Below are 22731 nucleotides of genomic sequence, written 5' to 3'. Positions count from 1 at the left end.
TGCGCCGATCATTCAGCGTACTCTGCCTGTGAGATCTGTCATGCTGAATGCATGGTGAGTCAGCACACGTACAACGTTGAAATCGTCTGGACGGGAAACAGAGGCACGGGCACAAACGGATACCGCAGCTACGGCCGCGACCTGCGCATCATCGCCTCGGGCAAACCTGAGATCGATGGCTCGGCCGACAGCACATTCCACGGGGATGCCGACAGGTGGAACCCGGAAGAGCTTTTTCTCACCTCGCTGGCACAGTGCCACATGCTCTCGTACTTTCACGCGGCGGTGAAGGCCGGTGTGGTTGTGACGGCGTACTCAGACGCTCCGACAGGTACTCTTGACGTGAACTCTGATGGCTCGGGAGGCTTCAGCCAGGTAACTCTTCGCCCGCGTGTGCGGCTCGCTCCGGGAAGCGACACGGATGCTGCCGTGCGCGCTCACGAGGAAGCACACCGCCTTTGCTTCATCGCCAACTCGGTGAGCATTCCGATTCACGTCGAGCCGGAGATCGACGTCGACGAGGCAGAGTCAGCGTCGTAGCACTTCGGTCAGAGGCGCTCGGGTCGCAAAACGGCCTGTCTGATCTTCTCTGCCGGAGTGGCCGGGGGCGACTCGTTGTATGTGCCTGCGAGCTCTTGGCCGCTGAGCTCATGGATCGCGGCCATAATCTCGTCCGTCGCCTGCCGGCGCGCACGTCCCGACGTTGCCGCGCCATATTTTCTGACGTCGATGGGCTCGCCAAACGCGACGGTCACCTTCGACCGTTTGGGAATCGTCGATCCGACAGGCATCATCGCGTCCGTGCCCTTCAGACCGACGGGCACGACGATGGCCCCCGTCGCCAAGGCAAGCCAGGCGACCCCGGTTCTGCCTTTGTACAGCCGCCCGTCCCGTGAGCGAGTGCCCTCGGGATAGATCGCGAATGCGCTCTCGCTCTCGAGAACTCCGCGTCCCTTGTCGAGCGCAGCCTGAGCCGCGTGACCGGCACCCCTGTCGACGCCGACAGCTCCGATTGACCGGAAGAACGTGCGCTCGAGCCAGCCCTTCGGCCCACTGCCGGTGAAATAGCTGGATTTGGCAAGAAACTGCACGGGCCGTGGGGCACACACAGGGATCGCGATGCTGTCAATGAACGACAGATGATTGCTGGCGAAGATGACGCGCCCGGTCTTCGGCACGTTTTTGCGCCCGGTGACCGTCGGGCGGTAATAGCCGCGAGCGAGAGGGGTGAGCACGAACCTTCCCAGCCAATAGACAAAACCAGGCTTCTTTGCCCGCTCGGGTGCGGTCGTTGCAGCATCAGACACTCTCCGACGCTACCCGCGCGCTTATTCCGGAGAAGGCATGAACTTTGCGCCCAGCATTTCCCGATGGCACATAGGGCAGACTTGACGGGTTCACCCGTATCTCGTCTGGAAGAGAACTTTCGTGCGCCTCCGACACGTCATCATTCCCGTGGCAATCACCGCCCTTCTGCTCGCTGGCTGCTCCTCGAGCCCCAAGCCGACGTCGACGGAGCAGGCCTCCAGTGAAGGCACCTGTCTCGACACGTCGTCTGGCGCAGCATCCGAATCTGTGTCTGTCGAGGGCGACGAGGGAAAGGCGCCAACGGCGACGTTCGACACCCCGCTTCAGGTCGACACGACCGAGCGCACGGTCATCACCGAAGGCGATGGCGACGAGACGGCGCACGGTGACTGGGCCGGAATCGAGATCACGCTGTACAACGCGACGACGGGTGAGAAAGTGCAGTCAAGCTCGTATGCCGGCGGACCCATGCAGGTGAAGATCGCCGATGACGCGCTCATTCCCGCACTCGTTCGCGCCATCGAATGCGTTCCCGTTGGCTCCCGCGTGGTCTCGGTGTCCCCTGCGGCAGATGCCTGGGGAGAACAGGGCAGCTCTGACGGTGCTGTCGGCCCCGGAGACGCCGTTGTGATCATTGCCGATGTCGTCTCGATCACCCCGGAGACGGCAACAGGCGAACCGCAGGAGGTCGATCCGTCGCTGCCCGGCGTCACACTCGACGATTCGGGTGCCCCTTCAGTCACGCTCCCCGAGGCGAAGGCGCCGACGGCGTTCGAGCTCGGCGTTCTGAAGAAGGGCGATGGAACCACCGTCGAAGACGGCGACAGCGTCACCGTGCAATACCAGGGAGTGAACTGGCGCACGGGGGAGGTCTTCGACCAAAGCTGGGGCGATGCTCCGGCGCAGTTCGGCACGGGCGATGTGATCGCCGGCTTCACGAAGGCGCTCGTCGGCCAGACCGTCGGAAGCCAGGTGATCGCCGTGATTCCACCCGAAGACGGTTACGGTGCGACGGGAAGCGAATCTGCCGGCATCAAGGGAACAGACACGCTCGTCTTCGTCGTGGATATTCTCGCGACAAGCCGCTGATACCCCGACGCTAAGCTGTCGATATGAGACGCGTCGTCATTCTTGGATCGACAGGTTCAATCGGCACGCAGGCGCTCGAGGTTATTCGCGCGAACCCGCAGCGCTTCGAGGTCGTCGGGCTCGCAGCAGGCGCAAACCGAGAGAGGCTCGCCGAGCAGGCGTCTGCGTTTTCCGTCGATGACACCGCGCTCGGTGCGGAAGAGGCCGAGCAGCTGGTTCGCGACGTCGAGGCAGATGTCGTGCTCAACGGCATTACGGGCTCCGTCGGCCTCGGCCCGACGCTCGCGGCGCTTGACGCCGGACGAACGCTTGCCCTCGCCAACAAAGAGTCGCTGATCGTCGGCGGCGATCTTGTTCGTCGTGCAGCAGCTCCTGGGCAGATCGTGCCCGTTGATTCCGAGCACTCGGCAATTGCGCAGGCTCTGCGCGCGGGAACAGCGGGCGAGGTGCGCCGGCTCGTGCTGACAGCATCCGGTGGCCCGTTTCGTGGGCGAACGCGTGCGTCACTCGCCGCCGTCATGCCCGAGGAAGCTTTGGCCCACCCCACGTGGAACATGGGTCGGGTTGTAACGACGAATTCGTCGACGCTCGTGAACAAGGGCCTTGAAGTGATCGAGGCCCACCTGCTGTTTGACGTCGGATTCGACGACATCGACGTGACTGTGCATCCGCAGTCGATTGTGCACTCGATGGTCGAGTTCGTCGACGGGTCGACGATTGCGCAGGCATCGCCGCCAGACATGCGCCTGCCGATTTCGCTCGGGTTGGATTGGCCCGACCGCGTGGCCGGGGTGGGGGAGCCGCTCGATTGGTCGACGGCGCAGCAGTGGAGCTTTGAACCGCTCGATGACGAAGCATTTCCCGCTGTCGAGCTCGCGAAGCGCGTCGGGCGCGCGGGCGGGACATACCCCGCGGTCTTCAACGCGGCGAATGAGCAGGCTGTTCATGCATTCCACGAGCGGCGTATCGGCTACCTGGACATCGTCGACACCGTGCAGCGCGTTGTCGACGCCCATGAGCCGAGCGACGAGCTCAGCCGCGAATCGCTCGCCGATGCGGAAGAGTGGGCACGCAGGACTGCGGACCAACTGATCGGCTAGTCGTCGCTGAGACTCCAACCCGCTTCGCGAAGCGCGCCGCGGGTTTCGTCTTCGACGGAGAAAGGCACCTTATCGCCGGCGATCTCCCGATAGTCTTTGCCTGCGAGCCCAGCCCAGACAACTGTGTCGTCGGCGTCGGCCGCAGAGACGGCGACGCGAATAGCGTCTGCGGGGTCGGGAACCTCGCGAATATCGCCGTCTGGCCGTGCGTCGCGTGCCGCGTCGAGGAGCGCTCGCCTGATGTTCGCAGGGTCTTCGTCGCGCGGATGATGATCGGTGATGATGAGCATGTCGCTGCCGAGCGCCGACACCTCGCCCATCTCGGTTCGCTTCGTCGTGTCGCGATTTCCATTTGCGCCGGCCACCATGATCACCTTGCCTGGCGTGACGTGTCTGGCAGCCTCAAGCAGCTTGGCGAACGCATCGGGGCTGTGCCCTGAGTCGACGATCACGGCCGGGCCGTGATCGACAGGAATGCGTGTGGATCGGCCGGGAACAGAAGCGAGGATGCCGTCGTCGCGTGTGAGCACCCCGGCGATGTCGTCGAGCGCGAAGCCCGCTTCGACAAGCATCGCGATGGCGAGTCCCGCGTTTGCTGCCATATGCCTGCCGATGAGGGGAACCTTCGTCGTGAGGGATCCGTGGCGTTCGCTGACGAGCGTGAACTCCGTTGCAGCGGGGCTTTCCATTCCGATGTCGACGAACCAATCGGCGGAGACGTCGTCTCGTGAGCTGATCGTTGAGACGGGAATGCCCGCGGCATCGACGACACGCTGTCCGGCCTCCGTGTCGAGGCACACGATCGCTGAGCGAGCCCTGTCCGGCTGAAAGAGAGCGATCTTCGCCGCAAGATAGTCGTCCATCGACGCGTAATCGTCGAGGTGGTCGTGACTGAGATTCGTGAAGCCGGCGACATCGAACATCAGCCCGTCGACGCGGTGCCGGGTGAGCGCATGCGCGCTCACCTCAATGACGATCGCTTCGACATCGACCTCGCGCATCCGTGCGAGAAGAGCGTGCATTTCGGGGGACTCGGGCGTTGTCAGCACGGACGGAAACACGTCGCTCCCCGCGCGCCGTTCGGCCGTTGAACTCAGACCGACTCGCAGACCCAACTGCGTGAGGATCGCCTCGAGAAAGTGCGCTGTCGAGGTTTTCCCGTTTGTTCCGGTGAGCCCGAACATCGGGGGTCTGTCGCGATCCGTGTCATACGTCCACGCAGCCATGAGGCCGAGAATCTCGCGGGGGCTTGCGGGGGCGGTGAGCACCGGTACCGTCGCGTCCCCGAGCTGCTCAGCTCCGGCGGCATCCGTGATGATTGCGACGGCCCCGCGTGCGATGGCCTCGGGAACGAACTGAGCGCCGTGAAAACGTGCGCCGGGTATCGCGACATAGATGTCGCCGGGCTGCACGAGCGAGCTCGCGAGGGTGATGCCCGTAAACGAGAGATCTGTCTCGGGCGGTGTGAGTGAGAACGAGACAGAGAGCTCGCTCAGAGATTTGGGCGTCGGACTATGCGGTCTCGACGCCCTGGATGTGTCAGCCTCCACGGCGGGTTGTGTCCTTCTCGATGCGTGTGATGAATATGTCACCATGCTCTCACAGCCGTGGGACAGCCTGAGCGAAGGCAGGCGCGATATCGTTTGCGGTGTGGAATCCGTCCTTCTGTACATCTTCGGCGTGCTCATCATCGTTGTGGGGCTCGCTGTGTCGATCGGCCTGCACGAGCTGGGGCATCTGATTCCGGCGAAGCTGTTCGGCGTCAAGGTGACGCAGTACATGATCGGCTTCGGAAAGACCCTGTTCTCCCGGCGCAAGGGCGAAACCGAGTACGGTCTCAAGGCGATTCCGCTCGGCGGCTACATCTCGATGATCGGCATGTTCCCACCGACGAAGCCGGGCGAGAAGGTGCACGCGTCGAGTACGGGATTCGTACAGCAGCTTTCCGACGCGCACACAGACACGGCGGCGACAGACGTGGCCGGAGCGATCGAGGGCGCGATCGACGAGCCGACAGAACCCTCGGGTAAGCGGCGCGCATTCGATTCGCTTGTTCAGGATGCTCGTGACATGAGCGCCGAGACGATCGGTGACGGCGAGGATTCCCGAGCGTTCTACCGGCTTCCCGTGTACAAACGCGTCATCATCATGCTCGGTGGCCCGGCGATGAACCTCGTTCTCGCTGTGCTGTTCTACGGCATCGTGCTCGTTGGCTTCGGCGCTCCGGCCGCATCGGTTGGAGCAATCAGCGAATGTGTGATGCCTGCCGGTGCCACCCAGCAGTCGTGTCCCGCTGACGCCGAGCCGTCTCCTGCGGCTGCCGCGGGTTTTGAGCCGGGCGACCGTGTCGAAAGCATCGACGGTCAGTCTGTGACGTCGTGGGATCAGTTCTCCGCGATCATCCGCGACCACCCTGGAGACCAGCTTTCCGTGACGGTGCTGCGAGACGGTGGCCATGAGACCCTTCAGCTCACGCCAAAGCTCACCTCACGGCCGGAATCGGCGGGAAGCAGCACGATGGTCGATGTCGGTTTCGCGGGCGTCACGCGCGCCGGCGACATGCAGCCGCAGCCCGTCACCGCGGTTCTGCCCGCTGTCGGGGACAACATCGGGGCCGTCGTCGGCATCATCACCCACCTGCCGCAGCGTCTCATCGACATTGGGCAGGCAGCCTTCGGAACCGAGGAGCGTGACCCCAACGGGCCGATGAGCGTCGTGGGCGTCGGGCGCCTCGCTGGCGAAGTGGTGAGCATCGACACGATCCCCGTCGTGGCGAAGGCGCAGACGATGTTCGGCATCCTCGCCTCCCTCAACGTGGCGCTGCTGGTCTTCAACCTGATTCCGCTCACACCGCTCGATGGCGGACACGTCGCCGCGGCGCTGTGGGAAGGCATCAAACGCGGCTGGGCGAAGATTCGCCGAAAGCAAGACCCCGGGCCCGTCGACGCGGCAAAGCTCATGCCGCTCACATTCACCGTCGTCGTGATTCTCGGGGGCATGAGCGTACTGCTGATCTACGCAGACATCGTCAAGCCCATCACTCTGTTCGGGTGACCGGGCGCCACCGCGAGACGAGAACGAGAAGCACGACGGCAAGCACGGTCGCCGTGATCGTCACCTCGATCCAGCTGGCGGGGGTTGTGCCGTTGCTGAACGCGATGCCGAGCATGGTGGTCGACAGAATGGCGCCGACGTACCGAGACGTCTGGAAGATTCCGGTTGCGACGCCCGCCGACTCGCGGGTAGCAGCCGAGTACAGTGCCTGGCTCATCGCGATGCTCACGACACAGTACGGAACCCCCATCATGGCGGTGATCAGCAGTGGAATGAGCGGCGTGACGCTCGTGGACAGCAGCGCAAGCAACGCCGAAGCGACGATCAGCCAGCCGACGCCGAAGAGAAATGCCGGACGGATGCCGCGTCGCTCGATGAATCGGGCGGCAAACGGAGTGAGCAGGATGTTGAGCGACGCGAGGGGAAGCATGAGCAGACCGACGACATCGGCGCGGTAGTCGCCGAACTCCTCCAGATACTGCGGAAGTCCAAAGAACACCACGTAGTACACGATATTGAACAGCGCGAATCCGGTGTACACGAGCACGAGGCGGCGATTGCGTGAGAGCATCCGCAGGTCGATGAACGGCGTGCGCGTCGTCAGCTCACGCCAGACGAACAGCCCGGCGGCAGCGATCGCAACGACGAGCAGCACCCACTGCGGCTTCTGGGTGACGCCGAGCAAAAAGACGAGCAGCGCGACAAGCGCCGCCGTGAACGTGAGCACACCCGGCACATCGGAGTCGGCGAGCACCGTGCGCATGGGCTGCCGTCCGCGCGTTGGATCGATCGGCGCAAACATACGCACTCCGACAAAGGCGATGAGTGCCAGCGGAACGTTGATCCAGAAGATCGCCTGCCAGCCCAGGAACGTGACGAGCAGTCCTCCGATCACGGGACCGATCGCCGCACCGGCCGTATTGGCCATCTGCAGCCTGCCCAGCAGCCGAGGGGAGCTGAGCCCTGAGCGCGTCGTGATCGGGTGCAGAAGCGCAACGGCGGAGGGGAACGCGCAGGCCGTTCCGATGGCGAGCGCAACACGGCCGGCGCAGACAAACCAGAACGTGGGGGCGAATGGCGTAAGCACGCAGGTGATGGCAACGACGATCATGCCGAAGAGGAACAGGCGACGAGCTCCGAAGCGGTCACCGAGGCGCCCCATGAGCGGTTGGCCCGCTGCCGATGCGAGGTAGAAGGCGGTGATCACCCAGGTGACCGTGAGCACATCGAGACCGAACGCGTCACGAAACGTCAGAAGCGCCACGGCGATCATCGACGAGTTCAACGGATTCAGCAGGGTCCCGACGCTGAGCGACGCGATGGCGAGTCCAGCCCTGCGCGGGGTCATCGGGGGAACATCGCTCACCGCTCCACTCTATGACCGCATACTCCCTGGGGAGTATGCGGGGTCTCCGTGAGCAGGGCGCATTCGCGGAGTCTCTGGCCGTAAGCTCCATCTATGCACACGATAAGCGGCCCGGAGCCGGCGAGATTTCGGATGCCGCAGGCGCTCCGTCTCTGGCTTCCCGTCGTTCTGTCTGCCGTCGTGCAGCTGGGCGGAACGCTGTGGGCGCTGGAACGGACGGGCGACGCGCCGAGCGCGCAGGGGGCGCTCGCCATCGTCGTTGCGCTCATCGGCCCCGTTGCGCTCAGCTTTGCTCGCCGGTTCCCCGGGCCCGTCGTGGTCATCACGATCGCGGCGGCAGCGGCAGATCTTCTGCTCGCACCGGTTCCGCAGCCGCCTCCGATCGCGATGATCTTCGGCGTCGTCATCGCGCTCATCCGCGGAGAACGGCTGTGGGTGTACATCGCCCTCGTCATTGCGTGGAGCACGGTGCTGCTGTTCGGAGGCGCGGCGGGGCTGAACTGGCACCCCGCACGCATCGTCGGCACGACGCTTGCTCTCGGTATCCTTATCGTGATCGGCGAGTCGATTCGGCATCGCCGACAGCGCAGTCGGGAGCGCTGGCAGCGCATTCGCGAGCAGAGGGCACGCGCTGAGCGCGATGAGCGGGTTCGGATCGCTCGTGAGCTGCACGATGTGATCGCGCACTCGCTGTCGCAGATCTCGGTGCAGGCCGGCGTCGGCCTTCACCTCATGGATGCCCAGCCTGAGCAGGCGCGCACGGCTCTTCAGCACATCAAGACAACGAGCAAGGATGCCCTCGATGAGGTGCGCGGCGTGCTCGATGTTCTGCGCGGCGATGAGGCCCCGCTGACGCCTGCCCCGGGGCTCACGCAGATCGACGATCTCCTGCGTGCGATCACCGCCGTTGAGGTGTCGTCGCAGCAGACCGAGGCCGGTGACGTTCCCGATACGGTGCAGCAGGCCGCCTACCGCATCGTGCAGGAGTCCCTCACAAACGTCGTCAGGCATGCTCATGCGGCGCGCGCTGTCGTGACCGTCGCCCGCCAGGGCCGCGATCTCGTTGTCCGCGTCGCCGACGACGGTCGCGGCGGGGCGCGCGAGAGCGGAAACGGTGTGCTCGGAATGCGCGAGCGCGCCGAACTGCTCGGCGGATCTCTGCAGGTCGAGACGGGAGCATCGGGGACGACGGTTACCGCGTATCTTCCCCTGGGAAAGGAAGCGACATGATCCGTGTGGCACTCGCTGACGACCAGCAGTTGATTCGGGCTGGGTTCCGGTCGCTGCTCGAGGCTGAGCCCGACATCGACGTCGTGGGCGAAGCCGCGACGGGGGAAGAGATTGTCGCCCTGGCAACGCAGGCGAAGCCCGACGTCATTCTCATGGACATCAGGATGCCCTCTGGCGACGGACTGTGGGCGACGGAGCAGTTGGTCGCCGACCCCGCGCTCGCCGAGTGCAGCATCGTGATCGTGACGACGTTCGAGCTCGACGAGTACGTTGCGCGGGCGATCTCCGCGGGCGCCAGCGGGTTTCTCGTGAAAGACACCGAGCCGGTCGAGCTCATTCGGTCCGTTCGGGTCGCAGCGCGCGGTGATGCGCTGCTCTCCCCAACGGTGACGAAGCGACTGCTCGAACGTGTCGCCGGCAGCATCCGCCCTCCGCAGGTTCACTCGCTCGAGGCGCTGACCGAGCGGGAACGCGAGGTGCTCGCGCTCGTCGGTGAGGGCCTGACAAACGACGAGATCGCCCAGCGCCTTTTTCTCAGTCCGCTCACCGCCAAGACGCATGTGTCGCGCATTCTGGGCAAACTCGGCGCCCGTGACCGCGTGCAGCTGGTGATCATCGCATACGAGACGCAGCTTGTGCGGCCGGGGAGCATCTGAACCCTGCTCCCCGGGGAGTAGGGCAGGTGACTTCCCTGGGCCGATGTGCATGATCACCGGCTCGACGACGCTTGATATATCGGCTCAATCGGGCCGAACTCGCGTCACAGATTGGCACACCATGCTTTCCGCAGCACTCGTCACCTCACCACTTGTCACAACACTTGCCACGGGCCCCTTCTCCGACCACTTCTCGGGAGGATATGGCGGACCCGGCTGGTGGTTTCTGCTGATTCCTCTGTTCTGGATCGCCGTCTTCGCCCTGCTGTTCACATTCATGTTCCGTCGCCGCCGCGACGCGATCACACGATGGAAGAGCGAACACTCGCCGCGGCGCGGTGCAGAGAAGACGCTCGCAGAGCGGTATGCGAACGGGGACATCGACGAGGTGGAGTATCGTGCACGCCTCGAGGTGCTTCGCGCGAATTCCGGCGATTAGGCTCCCGGATGCCGTCGGCCGACGTTCAGCGTCGGTCGACGGCATCCGTGTGTCATCGTTCGAGCAGAAGCGCTTCGCCTTGCCCGCCGCCGCCGCAGAGTGACACGGCGGCTTTGCCTGAGCCGCGCCGCGAGAGCTCGAGCGCCGCGTGCAGTGCAAGTCGCGCTCCCGATGCGCCGATTGGGTGCCCGATCGCGATGGCGCCCCCGTGAATGTTGACGATGTCGTCAGACAGGTTCAGATCGCGCATCGACTGAATGCCGACAGCGGCAAACGCTTCGTTGATCTCCACGAGGTCCAGATCGCCGACGCCCCATCCCTCGCGGCCGAGGGCGTGCTCGATGGCGCGCGATGGCTGAGAATGCAGTGACGTGTCGGGCCCGGCAACCTGTCCGGGGGAGCGCACAACGGCAAGCCACTCGAGTCCGCGTTCGTCTGCCCAGGCGCGGTCGGCGACGACGACCGCGGCCGCCCCATCGCTCAGAGGAGAGGAGTTGCCCGCCGTGATGGTTCCTTCGGGATCGAAGGCCGGACGCAGCCGTGACAGCGATTCCGGTGTGGAGTCGGCCCTGATGCCTTCATCGGCATCGACGACCGTGACGGATCCCTTGCGTCCGGGCACGTCGACAGAAACGATCTCCGAGTCGAAGACACCGTCAGCGGTAGCGGCTGCCGCGCGCACGTGCGAGGCCGCGGCGAGGGCATCCTGGCTCTCACGGGAGATGCCGAGCGGCGCGTTGTGGCGTTCCGTCGACAGACCCATCGACACCCTGTCGAATGCGTCGGTGAGTCCATCGTGCGCGGCGACGTCGAGAAGCGCCGTCTCGCCGTACTTGAAGCCCTTTCGCGCACCGGGCAGAACGTGTGGCGCGTTTGTCATGGACTCCTGGCCTCCGGCGACGACCACGGAAGCCTCACCCGAGCGAATGAGCCGTGCGGCATCGGTGATCGCGACGAGCCCTGAAAGGCAGACCTTGTTGAGGGTAAGCGTGGGAACGTCCCACCCGATTCCTGCTTCGATGGCCGACTGGCGTGCGGGATTCTGGCCCGCGCCGGCCTGCAGAACCTGACCCAGAATGACGTGATCCACGTCGGTGGGCTCGATGCCGCTCGAGCGCAGCGCGCCCGTGACGGCTGCCGACCCGAGATCGACGGCCGTGAGCGAGGCGAGCGACCCGAGCAGTCTTGTGAACGGCGTGCGGGCGCCGCCGAGAATGACGACTTCGTTGTGTGTCATGGTGATGACCCCTTTGTCAGTTCTGATGTTTCTACCGGTTCTAGCTTCGCATGTCAGAGACGCGGCGACCGAGTGCGCGCGGATTGCCAGTAGATTGGATGGCGAAGGTGATCCGTGCGCGTGAAGGGGCGGATCGACGTGCAGCAACGGAGGTGCGGTCATGACCATGGACAAGACGATCGGAAGCGCGGAAGAAGCGGTAGCAGATATTCCGAGCGGAGCATCACTCGCCGTCGGCGGATTCGGGCTCTGCGGCATTCCGATGGTGCTCATCGCCGCGCTGCTCGAGCACGGGAGCGACGATCTCTCGGTCGTCAGCAACAATTGCGGCGTTGACGACTGGGGGCTTGGTCTTCTGCTTGGTGCTCGTCGCATCAGCACAATGACGTCGTCGTACGTTGGCGAGAACAAGGAGTTCGAGCGACAGTACCTTTCGGGCGAGCTCACAGTGAACCTCACCCCGCAGGGAACACTCGCAGAGAAGCTGCGTGCTGGAGGATCGGGCATCGCGGCGTTCTACACGCAGACGGGCGTCGGCACCCAAATGGCCGAGGGCGGTCTGCCACGACGTTACGCGCCAGACGGCTCGATCGCTGACAGCTCGAAGCCGAAAGACACCCGAACGTTCGACGTCGACGGCGTGCCCAAGCCCTTCGTGCTTGAAGAAGCCATAACGACAGACTTCTCCATTGTGCACGCCAAGCGCGGCGACAGGCACGGCAACCTCGTCTTCACCAAGTCGGCTCGCAACTTCTCGCCGCTCGCGGCGATGTCGGGCCGCGTGTGCATTGCGCAGGTGGAAGAGCTTGTGGAACCGGGGGAGATCGAGCCGGATGCCGTGCATCTGCCCGGCGTCTTCGTGCACCGCGTTGTCGAGGTCGGTTCCGACATCGAAAAACGTGTGGAACGCCGAACGGTTCGCGAGTCGGAAGGAGCGGGGTCATGAGCCTCACACGCACGGAGATGGCCGCCCGCGCAGCCCGTGAGCTGACAGATGGCGCCTATGTCAACCTGGGAATCGGGCTGCCGACGCTCGTTCCCAACTACGTTCCCGAGGGCGTCACGGTCACACTGCAGTCGGAAAACGGAATTCTCGGCGTCGGGCCCTACCCGACGGACGAGAACGTCGACCCTGACCTCATCAACGCGGGAAAAGAGACGGTGACGACTCTTCCGGGCACGGCGTTCTTCGATTCGGCTCTGAGTTTCGCCATGATTCGCGGAGGCAAGATCGATGCGGCGATACTCGGCGCCATGCAAGTGTCGGGCTCCGGTGATCTGGCGAACTGGATGATTCCGGGGAAAATGGTGAAGGGCCCTGGCGGAGGCATGGACCTCGTACACGGTGCGCGGCGCGTGATCGTGTTGATGACGCACACGGCGAAAGACGGCAGCCCGAAGATCGTCTCCGAATGCTCGCTTCCGCTTACCGGTCGTGGCGTCGTTGACAGGATCATCACAGATCTCGCCGTTATCGACGTGACAGATGAAGGGCTGACCCTCGTCGAGACCGCTCCCGGCGTCACCGCCGATGAGGTAATTGAACTCACGGAACCGGAGCTCACCGTCGCCCTGCGGTGACGGAAGCAGAGAGGCTCGCCGTGCACTCCCAGGAGGCGCGCACGGCGAGGTCGTAGGATTATCGACGTGCCAGCAGTGAACCTCGGTATGCCGAACGTGCCCGAAACCCTCGCCCCCCGCCGCGTAACGCGGCAGATCAGGGTGGGCAAGGTGCTCGTCGGCGGCGGAGCACCCGTCAGCGTGCAGTCGATGACGACAACGCCGACGACGAAGATCAACGAGACGCTTCAGCAGATCGCCGAACTTACGGCATCCGGGTGCGATATCGTGCGCGTCGCCGTGCCGACGCGCGACGACGCCGAGGCGTTGCCCGCGATTGCCCAGAAGAGCCAGATTCCGGTTATCGCCGACATTCACTTTCAACCGAACTACGTGTTCTCGGCAATCGACGCTGGCTGCGCGGCCGTGAGGGTAAATCCAGGCAACATTCGCAAGTTCGATGATCAGGTTGGCGAGATCGCGAGGCGGGCGAAAGCAGCTGGCGTGTCGCTTCGAATCGGCGTGAACGCGGGTTCGCTCGACAGGCGCCTTCTCGAGAAATACGGAAAGGCGACACCGGAGGCTCTCGTCGAGAGTGCCGTGTGGGAGGCGAGCCTCTTTGAAGAGCATGACTTCCACGATTTCAAGATCTCGGTGAAGCACAACGACCCGATCGTGATGGTGAAGGCGTATCGCATGCTTGCCGAGCGCGGCGATTGGCCGCTGCACCTTGGCGTGACCGAAGCGGGCCCCGCTTTTCAAGGCACAATCAAGAGCGCCACAGCTTTCGGCATCCTCCTTTCTGAAGGCATCGGCGACACGATTCGCGTGTCGCTCAGCGCCCCTCCCGTCGAAGAGGTGAAGGTCGGACTGCAGATTCTGCAGTCGCTCAACCTGCGTGAGCGCAAGCTCGAGATCGTCTCGTGCCCCAGCTGCGGGCGCGCCCAAGTTGATGTCTACACTCTGGCGGATGAGGTCACAGCCGGCTTGGAAGGCATGTCGGTTCCGCTGCGCGTTGCCGTGATGGGCTGCGTTGTCAATGGACCGGGTGAAGCGCGCGAAGCAGACCTCGGCGTTGCATCGGGCAACGGAAAGGGCCAGATCTTCGTCAAGGGTGAGGTCATCAAGACCGTGCCCGAGTCAGAGATCGTTGAGACTCTGATTGCCGAGGCGAACCGCATTGCCGCTGAGATGCCGTCGGCAGAAACGTCGACGGGCTCCCCGACGATCTCGGTCGGCTGAACAGCCCAGAGTCCGCCCATGCGACGTGGATACACTGTCTCCCGCACCGCTTCGCAGACCATCGGAGAGAACCCACGTGAATCAGTCTCAGGACGCATCCCTTTCCCCGAATGAAATGGATCGCGCCGGGCGCATCCTCGAGACGATCGTGCGGTCGTACAGCACGAAGGTCGTCGGTCAGTCCGGTCTGCGGACAAGCCTGCTTGTTGCCCTGATGACGGGCGGCCACGTGCTGCTTGAGAGTGTTCCCGGGCTCGCGAAGACCACAGCGGCAGAGGCGATCGCGGATGCCGTGCGGGCGAAGTTTCAGCGCATTCAGTGCACACCCGACCTGCTTCCCTCCGACATCGTCGGCACGCAGATCTTCGATCCGGGAGCGCGCGCGTTCTTCACCCAGCTTGGCCCGATCCACGCGAACTTCGTTCTGCTCGACGAGATCAACAGGGCGAGTGCGAAAACGCAGTCGGCCATGCTGGAAGCGATGCAGGAGCGGCAGACCTCGATCGGCGGCGAGATTCACGAGCTGCCCACGCCCTTCCTCGTTCTCGCGACGCAGAACCCCATTGAGCAGGAGGGCACATACCACCTGCCCGAGGCCCAGCTTGACCGGTTTCTCATCAAGGACGTTCTCGGCTACCCGTCGATTGCCGACGAGGCAGAGATCGTGCGCCGCGCCGGAAGCGGTGTGTACGACGGCGATGACGCCGCGGCCGACGTCACCCTCGACGACGTGACGTACCTTCAGCAGCTGACGCGGCGCGTATACCTCGACCCGTCGGTGCTCAATTACCTCGTTCAGGCGGTCTATGTCACACGCCACACGAGTCAGTACCTGCCCGAGTCCCTCTCGCGTTACGTCGAGTACGGGGCGAGCCCTCGCGCGAGCATCGCATTCGCATCGGCCGCGCGTGCGCTCGCGGTGCTGAACGGCCGCGACCATGTCATCCCCGACGACGTGAAGGCTTTTCGGCACCACGTGCTGCGGCACCGCATGATCTTGAACTTCGAGGCGGATGCCGACGGCGTGAGCCCCGAGACGATCATCGATGCGTGCTTCGCCGCCGTTCAGGTTCCGTGAGCTGACACATGACGGGTCTGCTTTATCGTGTGAAGTCGAAGCTGTCGATCCGCGCGCACAGGCGGGTTCGCGGCCTGCTCGATGGCGAATACGCATCGGTGATGCACGGTAAGAGCCACGAATTCGAAGAACTGCGCCCGTATGTTCCCGGCGACGAGGTGCGTGACATCGATTGGAAGGCGACGGCTCGCAATGGAACGCCGTACATTCGGCTCTACGTCGCGATGCGCAAGCACCTCGTGACCTTTGTCGTCGATACCGGCCGCAACATGGCGGCGATCGGAGCGTCGGGCGAGCCCAAGCGTGAGACGGCGGTGCTTGTCGCTGGCATCGTCGGGTACCTCGCTCACCGGCACGGCGACCATGTTTCGCTGGTCTTCGGCGATGCCGACGGCGTGCACTCGATGCCGGGAGCGGGCACAGAATCGCATGTGGAGCAGGTGCTCGGGCGCATCAAGGCCCGGGCCGTTCCCGACGCAGGGCTGAGCGACCTCGATCTGCTGCTCTCGTACATCGCGCGCAGAACCAGGCGGCGCAGCATCCTCGTCATCATCAGTGACGATGAGGTCATCGACGATGACAGGGCACGGATGCTTCGGCGGCTCCGCGCCCAGCACGAGCTGCTCTGGGTCAGCATCGCCGATGCTGACCCGCTTGACCCGGGCTGGCAGGGCAATCAGGTTCTCGACATCGCCGACGGCGAGCAGCTTCCCGAGTTTCTGCAGCGCGACAGCGCGCTGCACCGTGAGTTCGCGAGCTCGGTTGCTGCTGCTGAATCGGCGACGATCGACAAGCTGGAGTCGCTGGGGATCACGGGCGTTCGGGTGACCGGCCCCGATGACGCTGTCTCTGGTGTCTTCCGACTGCTCGAGAGGCACAACAGTGGTCGGCGATAACGGATACTACGATCCCGTCTCGTACAGCCCCCTCTGGCTGTGGATCGCGTGCGCCATCATCGTGCTCGTGCTGCTCTGGTACGTCGCTGTGTGGTTCTATCCCCGCGCACGCGCGCCGAAGCGCGCGCCCGCCGCCACGCCGAGCCGTGGCGACCTCGTCGTTCGCTACCGCGGTCTGATCGACGACATTGAGGCGGCCAACGCGACGGGCGAGCTCTCGACGCGCGAGGCACACCTGAAGCTCAGCATTCTCGTTCGTCTCTTCGTCGAAGAGCAGTCGGGTACGCGCTTCTCTGCAATGACGCTCGCCGATCTGACCGAGGCAAATCAACCGGGCCTTGCCCATGCCGTCGCCTCGTACTATCCGTTCGAGTTCGCCCCGGCATCATCGGGGGACCTCGCACCATCGCTTCAGCGCGCGCGAGAGGTGGTGATGTAGGTGGAGCTGATCAACGGATGGATGCCGCTGATCTGGGCTGGTGCCCTCGTTGTCACCGTCATCGTCGCCCTGCTGATTCGCTCGCGCCGACGGGCGGGGACCTCCGCAGTGCGGGTTGCTCACCTGAATCGGGTGAGCATGCTTCCCGCCTTTCGGCGTGCACGCTCGCGCATGCGCATTGCGCTGGCCGTCGGCATCGCCGTGACGACAATCGGCATCGCAGCATCAGCGGCCTTGAGCTCCCGCATCGTGACAGTGCACACCGTGACACCCGAGGTGCACAACCGCGACATCGTGCTGTGCCTCGACACATCCGGGTCGATGACCGACTACGACATCGCGATTCTCGACACGTTCATCGAACTCGCAGATCAGTTCAACGGGGAGCGCATCGGGCTGACGATCTTCAACGCGTCTGCCGTCACCTATTTTCCGCTCACCACCGACTACGAGTACGTCACAGAGCAGATGACCGAGCTTCGCGACAACATGGATGATCCGGATACCGATTACGCCTACACAGACGGCACGCTTCTCGGCGACGGCTCGTCGCTCATCGGCGACGGCCTCGCCTCGTGCACCATGCGTTTCGACAACCTCGATGAAGATCGCTCCCGGTCGATCATCTTCGCGACAGACAACTTCGTCGCGGGACAGCAGCTGGTCTCGCTGCCCCAGGCCGGAAAGTACGCGAAAGACAACGGCGTCGTCGTGTACGGCTTGAACCCCGGAGACTCGACGGCGAAAAACTATATCGAGGAGCTCGCAACGGAGCTGAAAGACACAGTGGAGTCAACGGGAGGGGAGTACTTCGCCCTCAGCGATCCCCAAGCCGTCCCCGACATCGTGACGTCGATTCAGAAGCAGGAGGCCTCCGCCATTGACGCACCCTCGTACGTCGTCAGGTCAGATCAGCCGGATCTGCCTCTGTGGATCGCGTTCTGGAGCACCATCGCGCTCCTCGGCATCGGCTGGAGGCTGAGGCGATGATCGTCAACCCTGTCATGCCTGGCGTACTGATGCTCATCGTGTTTACCGGACTCATTGTGTTCACGATCGTTCAGGCCGTTCGGGCTCCGACCGCGAAGATTCGGCTGCACTGGATCTCCCGAACGGGGCTCGTCGTGCTTCTCGGTGCCATGATGCTGCGACCCGTTGCCGGCGACGGACGGCCACCGGATGCCGTGGGAAGCGACGTCGACGTCTACTTCGTGATCGACACGACGAGCAGCATGGCCGCAGAAGACTGGGGCGACGGTGAGCCACGGCTCGACGGCGTGCGCGCAGATGTGACAGAGCTCACAGAGACGTTGGTCGGTGCTCGGTACTCGGTCACGACGTTTGACGCCGCGACCGTTGAGCGCGTTCCCCTGACAACGGACTCCGGCGCGATCGAGCAGACTGTCGCGGCCATGACCCAAGAGATCACGGGCTACTCGTCTGGAAGCAGCATCTCGGCCCCGCTCAGCCATCTGAGGGAGGCGCTCGCCGAAACGGACCCCGATCACACGACGATCCTCTACTATCTCGGCGACGGCGAGCAGACCGTCAGCGAGCAGCCCGAGTCGTTCGCCGACATCGCAGAGTATGTCGATGGCGGTGCGGTGCTCGGCTACGGAACGCAAGGCGGCGGCCGGATGCTGGAGAACGGCGGGCTCGACTCGGAAGGCGAACCCGAATACATCACCGATCCGGCGACGGGTGAGCCGGCGCGCTCGCACATCGACGAGGAGGCGCTGCAGGCGATTTCGACGCAGCTCGGCGTTGACTACCTGCACCGAGATGCGTCGTCGAGCGTCGCCGAAGCGGCATCCGGAATCACCGTCGTACCCGAGCCGGAAGCAGGAAAGGAGCCAGCACCTGAGCCAGAGCTGTACTGGATTCTGGCCATTCCGTTCGGTGCTCTGCTTCTCTACGAGCTCGCGAGCGTCATTGTCGATCTGCGCCGTCTTCGCCCACGAGGGCAGGCGCACTCATGACGAACTCCAGGCCTCGCCGAACGCGCACGCGTCTCGTGCTCATCACGCTTCCGCTCGTGCTCATCGCCCTGACCTTCTCAGGAAAGCTCGTGAGCCTCGGTGTGTTCGCCGACCAGGGATCGCGATCCTACGCGGAGGAGCAGTACACGACATCGGCGAGCCAGTTCGACGGGCTCATGCTGTGGAACGCGTTTGAGCCGTGGATCGCTCCGTTTGATCGGGGCACCGCGCATGCGGCAGCCGGAGACTTTCCGGCTGCGACCGAAGACCTCTCGCACGCGCTCGTGCTCGCACCCGACGGCCGAACCTGCGAGATTCGGGTGAACCTCGCACTCGCGTGGGAGCAGCAGGGAGATGCACACGCAGAAGCAGGCTCAACCGAAGGTGCCACCCGAATGTGGGAGACGGCACTCGCGGTGATCGAGGGCGGAGCGTCGGAAGGCTGTGACAAGCCGCAGGACTACAAGGCAGACGAGCAGCTGAAGACCGCGAAGAAGCGCATTGAAGACAAGCTCAACCAGGAATCTCAGGACGAGGGCGACGAGAAGAACGACGGCTCGGGCACAGACGACTCCGAAACCGATGGCGAAGAGTCAGATGGCGACAGTCCGATTGACGATCTGAATGAGCGCGGCAAAGACGCTGAGCGCAAAAAGCAGGACGGCGACGCCGACCGACGCGGATCTGGCGGTGGCGGTGGGACCGACAAGCCCTGGTAGGCGGCAGCGCCGCTGACGGCTCGGCAGGAGGCGACGAGTTCCAGGACGCCTCGGAGCATGAGTACGATGGTGACGTGGTAACGCGCCTATCTAACTACTTCGTTCGCACGCTCAGAGAAGACCCTGCAGATGCAGAGGTCGCCAGCCATCGCCTCTTGGTGCGGGCTGGTTATATTCGGCGCCAGGCGCCAGGAATCTTCGCCTGGCTGCCGCTCGGCCTGCGTGTCAAAGCGCGTATTGAGCAGATCGTTCGAGAAGAGATGGAAGCCGCTGGGGCGTTCGAGGTGCATTTTCCCGCGCTCATGCCGCGCGAGCCATACGAGATTTCCGGCCGGTGGGATGAGTACGGGGAGAACCTGTTTCGACTTGCCGATCGCAAGGGAGCCGATATGCTCCTCGCGCCGACGCACGAAGAGGCGTTCACGCTCCTTGTGAAGGATCTCTACTCGTCGTACAAGGACCTCCCTCTCTCGATCTATCAGATTCAGGACAAGTACCGCGACGAGGCCCGACCGAGAGCCGGACTTCTGCGTGGGCGCGAGTTCACAATGAAGGACGCATATTCATTCGACTCGTCTGATGCCGGACTCGACGCAAGCTATCAGCGGCAGCGAGACGCGTACGAGCGCATCTTCACTCGACTCGGCCTTGACTACGTCATCGTGAAGGCGGATGCCGGTGCCATGGGCGGCTCGAAGAGCGAGGAGTTTCTTCATCCGACTCCCGTCGGCGAAGACACGTTCGTGCGTTCGGCCGGCGGTTACGCGGCGAACGTCGAAGCATACGTCACTCCGAGAGTTGAGCCTTTGCTCACGGACGGTCGGGCGGAGGCCCGCATCTTCGACTCACCGAAGACGCCGACGATCGCAACGCTTGTCGATCTGCTCAACGCGCAGCAGCCGCGCACGGACGGGCGTGACTGGGCGGCATCGGACACTCTCAAGAACGTCGTGTTGGCGCTGAAGCACCTCGATGGCGCGCGCGAACTCGTCGTCGTCGCCGTGCCCGGTGATCGCGAGGTCGACATGAAGCGTGTCGAGGTCGCCTTCGCTCCGAGTGAGGTCGAGGCAGCGACAGACGAGGACTTCGCGGCAAACCCCGCTCTCGTGCGCGGGTACATCGGACCCTGGTCAGAAAATGGTGCGGTGCTCGGCGAGCATTCAGCAAGCGGCATCCGGTATCTGGCCGACCCGCGCATCGTTGAGGGCACGGAGTGGGTGACCGGCGCCAACATCGCGGAGAAGCACGTTCTCGGGCTCGTCGTCGCGCGCGACTTCATCGTCGACGGAACGATCGAGGCAGCGTCGATTCGCGAGGGGGATCCCGCCCCCGACGGCTCCGGCCCCGTGACGATCGACCGCGGAACGGAGATCGGCCATGTGTTTCAGCTCGGCCGCAAGTACGCGGAGGCTCTCGGGCTCCAGGTGCTCAACGAGAACGGAAAACTCGTCACCGTCACGATGGGGTCATACGGAATCGGCGTCACTCGCGCCCTCGCGCTCATTGCAGAACTGAACAACGACGAGAAAGGCCTCTGCTGGCCAGAGAGCATCGCGCCGTTCGACGTGCACGTCGTCGCCACGGGAAAGGATGCCGGGGTCTTCGACGTCGCAGCGACGATCGCAGATGAGCTGGAAGACGGCCGTCTCGATGTGCTGTACGACGACAGGCCGAAGGTATCGCCCGGCGTGAAGTTCGGTGATGCCGAGCTTCTTGGCATTCCGACGATCGTCATCGCCGGCCGCGGCGTTGCCGACGGACTCGTCGAACTGTGGGACCGCCGCTCGGGCGAGCGCACCCAGGTTGCCATCGACGAGGTCGCCGCGCGCATTCTCGCTGACCGCTAACGTTGCCATGGCAGTTCGACGCGCGTGCGTGTGGTGACGAACCTCAGTTCAGTCGGGTAGCCTTAGAGTTCGGCCAGGCACCGCGACGTTTGCCTGTGCCATATCTGAATAGGGAGGCTCTCTGGTGGACATCGATCTGAGTGTGTTGAAGTTGATGGAGCGGGAGAAGGAAATCCCCTTTGATGAGCTGATTCACATCATCGAGCAGGCCATTCTGACCGCTTACCTCAAGAATGAGGCGCAGAACGGCAATGAAGACGCCGAGGGGCGCGTCGAACTCGATCGCAAGAGCGGCCACGTCTCGGTGCTCGTTCCCGAGAAGGACGACGACGGAAACCTCATCGGCGAATCGGAGACGATGCCGGAGGACTTCGGCCGCATCGCCGCATTCGCCGCAAAGCAGGTAATCAACCAGCGCCTGCGCGACATCGCCGACGATGCTGTTCTCGGCGAATTCAAGGGGCGCGAGGGTGACATCGTCGCCGGCGTCGTTCAGCAGGGGCCCAACCCACGGATGATTCACGTGGACCTGGGCACGGTCGAAGCCGTTCTGCCTCCGGAAGAGCAGGTTCCCAGCGAGGAGTACACGCACGGTCGGCGTATTCGCGTCTACGTGACAAGCGTTGCAAAGGGGCTCAAGGGTCCGCAGATCACGGTGTCACGCACGCACCCGGCCCTCGTCAAGAAGCTCTTCTTCCTCGAGGTTCCCGAGATCGCCTCCGGACTCGTCGAGATCGTCTCGCTTGCGCGAGAGGCAGGGCATCGCACAAAGATCGCTGTTCTCGCGAAAGACCCGTCGATCAATGCAAAGGGCTCGTGCATCGGCGAGCTTGGGCGCCGTGTGCGCGCGGTGACCGAAGAACTCGGAGATGAGAAGATCGACATCGTCGACTACTCAAGCGACCTGGCGACATTCGTCGCGAATGCGCTGTCGCCCGCTCGCGTGTCGTCATCGTACGTGCTCGATGCCGAGACAAAAGCCGTTCGAGCGCTTGTTCCCGATTACCAGCTGTCATTGGCAATCGGGAAAGAAGGGCAGAACGCCCGACTTGCGGCAAAGCTCACCGGCGCGAAGATCGATATTCAACCGGATTCAATTCTCGACGAGGAATGATCGCGGTCGACCGGCAGCGCCGCTGCTGGTCGGCTCACAGCGCGGGGAGTGTAAGATGGAGCCCGTGAGAACGTGCATCGGATGCCGAATGCGCGCCGAAAGATCTTCTTTATTGAGGGTCGTTGCCCGGGATTTCGTGGTTGTTGTTGATGAGACAGCGTCGCTCCCCGGCAGAGGTGCGTGGTTGCATCCGACTGACGTGTGTTGCAAACGAGCTGTGAAGCGACGCGCCCTCGGGCGAGCACTTCGCGTGAGTTCGGCACTGAACACGCAAACACTAGAGAACAGGCTGAATGGCTAATGGACAACTAATGAGCGGCTCGAAATGAGACCCGTCCGTAACTAACGGTCTGCCCTGTCTGGGCAGACCCAGACAGG

General features: G+C 63.8%; 23 protein-coding genes. 19 read left to right on the top strand and 4 right to left on the bottom strand.

Translation table 11 applies throughout. The features are described from left to right. Window positions 1–51: 51 nt before the first annotated feature. Window positions 52–540, top strand: coding sequence for an OsmC family protein (locus HCR84_RS10330; RefSeq protein WP_166981330.1), 489 nt, complete (start codon window positions 52–54; stop codon window positions 538–540). 8 nt (window positions 541–548) lie between these two features. Here the strand turns inward: HCR84_RS10330 and HCR84_RS10325 are convergent, their stop codons facing one another. After that, on the bottom strand, window positions 549–1307 hold the full coding sequence (locus HCR84_RS10325; RefSeq protein ID WP_166981332.1) for a lysophospholipid acyltransferase family protein: 759 nt from the start codon (window positions 1305–1307) through the stop codon (window positions 549–551). 121 nt (window positions 1308–1428) lie between these two features. Here HCR84_RS10325 and HCR84_RS10320 point away from each other — a divergent pair, with 121 nt between their 5' ends. Then, window positions 1429–2397, top strand: a complete 969-nt coding sequence (locus HCR84_RS10320) for an FKBP-type peptidyl-prolyl cis-trans isomerase (RefSeq protein WP_166981335.1) — start codon at window positions 1429–1431, stop codon at window positions 2395–2397. A 23-nt stretch (window positions 2398–2420) separates the two neighbouring features. Next, window positions 2421–3497: a 1-deoxy-D-xylulose-5-phosphate reductoisomerase gene (dxr, locus tag HCR84_RS10315; protein WP_166981338.1), complete on the top strand. Its 1077-nt coding sequence runs from the start codon at window positions 2421–2423 to the stop codon at window positions 3495–3497. Here the strand turns inward: dxr and HCR84_RS10310 are convergent. Further along, window positions 3494–5047: a Mur ligase family protein gene (locus HCR84_RS10310; protein ID WP_235940644.1), complete on the bottom strand. Its 1554-nt coding sequence runs from the start codon at window positions 5045–5047 to the stop codon at window positions 3494–3496. The two genes, dxr and HCR84_RS10310, sit on opposite strands and share 4 nt — an antisense overlap. Before the next feature lie 100 nt (window positions 5048–5147). On the opposite strand from HCR84_RS10310, the gene HCR84_RS10305 reads away from it, so the two are divergent. Beyond that, window positions 5148–6551 (top strand): M50 family metallopeptidase, encoded by a 1404-nt coding sequence (locus HCR84_RS10305; protein WP_235940643.1) that lies wholly within the window; start codon window positions 5148–5150, stop codon window positions 6549–6551. Here HCR84_RS10305 and HCR84_RS10300 read toward each other — a convergent pair. Continuing rightward, window positions 6535–7917, bottom strand: a complete 1383-nt coding sequence (locus tag HCR84_RS10300) for an MFS transporter (protein ID WP_244972460.1) — start codon at window positions 7915–7917, stop codon at window positions 6535–6537. The two genes, HCR84_RS10305 and HCR84_RS10300, sit on opposite strands and share 17 nt — an antisense overlap. A 93-nt stretch (window positions 7918–8010) precedes the next feature. On the opposite strand from HCR84_RS10300, the gene HCR84_RS10295 reads away from it, so the two are divergent. The 3 genes from HCR84_RS10295 (at window position 8011) to HCR84_RS10285 (ending at window position 10242) form a co-directional block, all read left to right on the top strand. Beyond that, entirely contained in the window at window positions 8011–9147 is a 1137-nt protein-coding gene (locus HCR84_RS10295) for a sensor histidine kinase (RefSeq protein ID WP_166981347.1), read from the top strand. Further along, window positions 9144–9803, top strand: coding sequence for a response regulator (locus tag HCR84_RS10290; RefSeq protein ID WP_166981350.1), 660 nt, complete (start codon window positions 9144–9146; stop codon window positions 9801–9803). The genes HCR84_RS10295 and HCR84_RS10290 overlap by 4 nt, the downstream gene beginning before the upstream one ends. A 121-nt stretch (window positions 9804–9924) precedes the next feature. Further along, a complete protein-coding gene (locus HCR84_RS10285) occupies window positions 9925–10242 on the top strand; it encodes an SHOCT domain-containing protein (protein ID WP_166981353.1) in 318 nt (105 codons plus the stop codon). Between the two features lie 52 nt (window positions 10243–10294). On the opposite strand, the gene HCR84_RS10280 is transcribed toward HCR84_RS10285, so the two are convergent. Then, window positions 10295–11479 (bottom strand): acetyl-CoA C-acetyltransferase, encoded by a 1185-nt coding sequence (locus HCR84_RS10280; RefSeq protein ID WP_166981356.1) that lies wholly within the window; start codon window positions 11477–11479, stop codon window positions 10295–10297. 160 nt (window positions 11480–11639) lie between these two features. Here HCR84_RS10280 and HCR84_RS10275 point away from each other — a divergent pair, with 160 nt between their 5' ends. The 12 genes from HCR84_RS10275 (at window position 11640) to HCR84_RS10220 (ending at window position 22654) form a co-directional block, all read left to right on the top strand. After that, window positions 11640–12425 (top strand): CoA transferase subunit A, encoded by a 786-nt coding sequence (locus HCR84_RS10275; RefSeq protein ID WP_166981359.1) that lies wholly within the window; start codon window positions 11640–11642, stop codon window positions 12423–12425. Further along, window positions 12422–13060, top strand: a complete 639-nt coding sequence (locus HCR84_RS10270; RefSeq protein WP_195706629.1) for a CoA transferase subunit B — start codon at window positions 12422–12424, stop codon at window positions 13058–13060. Before HCR84_RS10275 ends, HCR84_RS10270 begins: the two co-directional genes overlap by 4 nt. An 87-nt stretch (window positions 13061–13147) precedes the next feature. Continuing rightward, complete coding sequence (ispG, locus tag HCR84_RS10265) at window positions 13148–14281, top strand: flavodoxin-dependent (E)-4-hydroxy-3-methylbut-2-enyl-diphosphate synthase (protein WP_166982068.1); 1134 nt, start codon at window positions 13148–13150, stop codon at window positions 14279–14281. Between the two features lie 115 nt (window positions 14282–14396). After that, complete coding sequence (locus HCR84_RS10260; protein WP_166982071.1) at window positions 14397–15359, top strand: AAA family ATPase; 963 nt, start codon at window positions 14397–14399, stop codon at window positions 15357–15359. A gap of 8 nt (window positions 15360–15367) precedes the next feature. After that, window positions 15368–16255, top strand: a complete 888-nt coding sequence (locus tag HCR84_RS10255; RefSeq protein WP_166981362.1) for a DUF58 domain-containing protein — start codon at window positions 15368–15370, stop codon at window positions 16253–16255. Further along, on the top strand, window positions 16242–16694 hold the full coding sequence (locus tag HCR84_RS10250) for a hypothetical protein (protein WP_166981365.1): 453 nt from the start codon (window positions 16242–16244) through the stop codon (window positions 16692–16694). Before HCR84_RS10255 ends, HCR84_RS10250 begins: the two co-directional genes overlap by 14 nt. Beyond that, the gene (locus HCR84_RS10245) at window positions 16695–17684 is read left to right on the top strand and encodes a vWA domain-containing protein (RefSeq protein WP_166981368.1); all 990 of its coding nucleotides are present in this window, start codon (window positions 16695–16697) and stop codon (window positions 17682–17684) included. It begins immediately after the preceding gene. Beyond that, window positions 17681–18673, top strand: coding sequence for a vWA domain-containing protein (locus HCR84_RS10240; protein WP_166981371.1), 993 nt, complete (start codon window positions 17681–17683; stop codon window positions 18671–18673). The genes HCR84_RS10245 and HCR84_RS10240 overlap by 4 nt, the downstream gene beginning before the upstream one ends. After that, window positions 18670–19392: a tetratricopeptide repeat protein gene (locus HCR84_RS10235; protein ID WP_166981374.1), complete on the top strand. Its 723-nt coding sequence runs from the start codon at window positions 18670–18672 to the stop codon at window positions 19390–19392. The genes HCR84_RS10240 and HCR84_RS10235 overlap by 4 nt, the downstream gene beginning before the upstream one ends. A 74-nt stretch (window positions 19393–19466) precedes the next feature. Next, window positions 19467–21239: a proline--tRNA ligase gene (locus HCR84_RS10230; RefSeq protein ID WP_166981376.1), complete on the top strand. Its 1773-nt coding sequence runs from the start codon at window positions 19467–19469 to the stop codon at window positions 21237–21239. A gap of 124 nt (window positions 21240–21363) precedes the next feature. Beyond that, window positions 21364–22353 (top strand): transcription termination factor NusA, encoded by a 990-nt coding sequence (gene nusA, locus HCR84_RS10225; RefSeq protein ID WP_166981379.1) that lies wholly within the window; start codon window positions 21364–21366, stop codon window positions 22351–22353. 55 nt (window positions 22354–22408) lie between these two features. Then, window positions 22409–22654 carry a YlxR family protein gene (locus tag HCR84_RS10220; protein WP_166981382.1) on the top strand — a complete coding sequence of 82 codons (246 nt, stop codon included), beginning with the start codon at window positions 22409–22411 and terminating at the stop codon, window positions 22652–22654. The last annotated feature ends 77 nt before the right edge of the window (window positions 22655–22731 follow it).

The organism is Paramicrobacterium fandaimingii (genome assembly GCF_011751745.2).
GTDB lineage: Bacteria > Actinomycetota > Actinomycetes > Actinomycetales > Microbacteriaceae > Paramicrobacterium > Paramicrobacterium fandaimingii.
The sequence above is the reverse complement of the archived record's forward strand: the minus strand, read 5'-3'. Positions and strand labels throughout refer to the sequence as shown.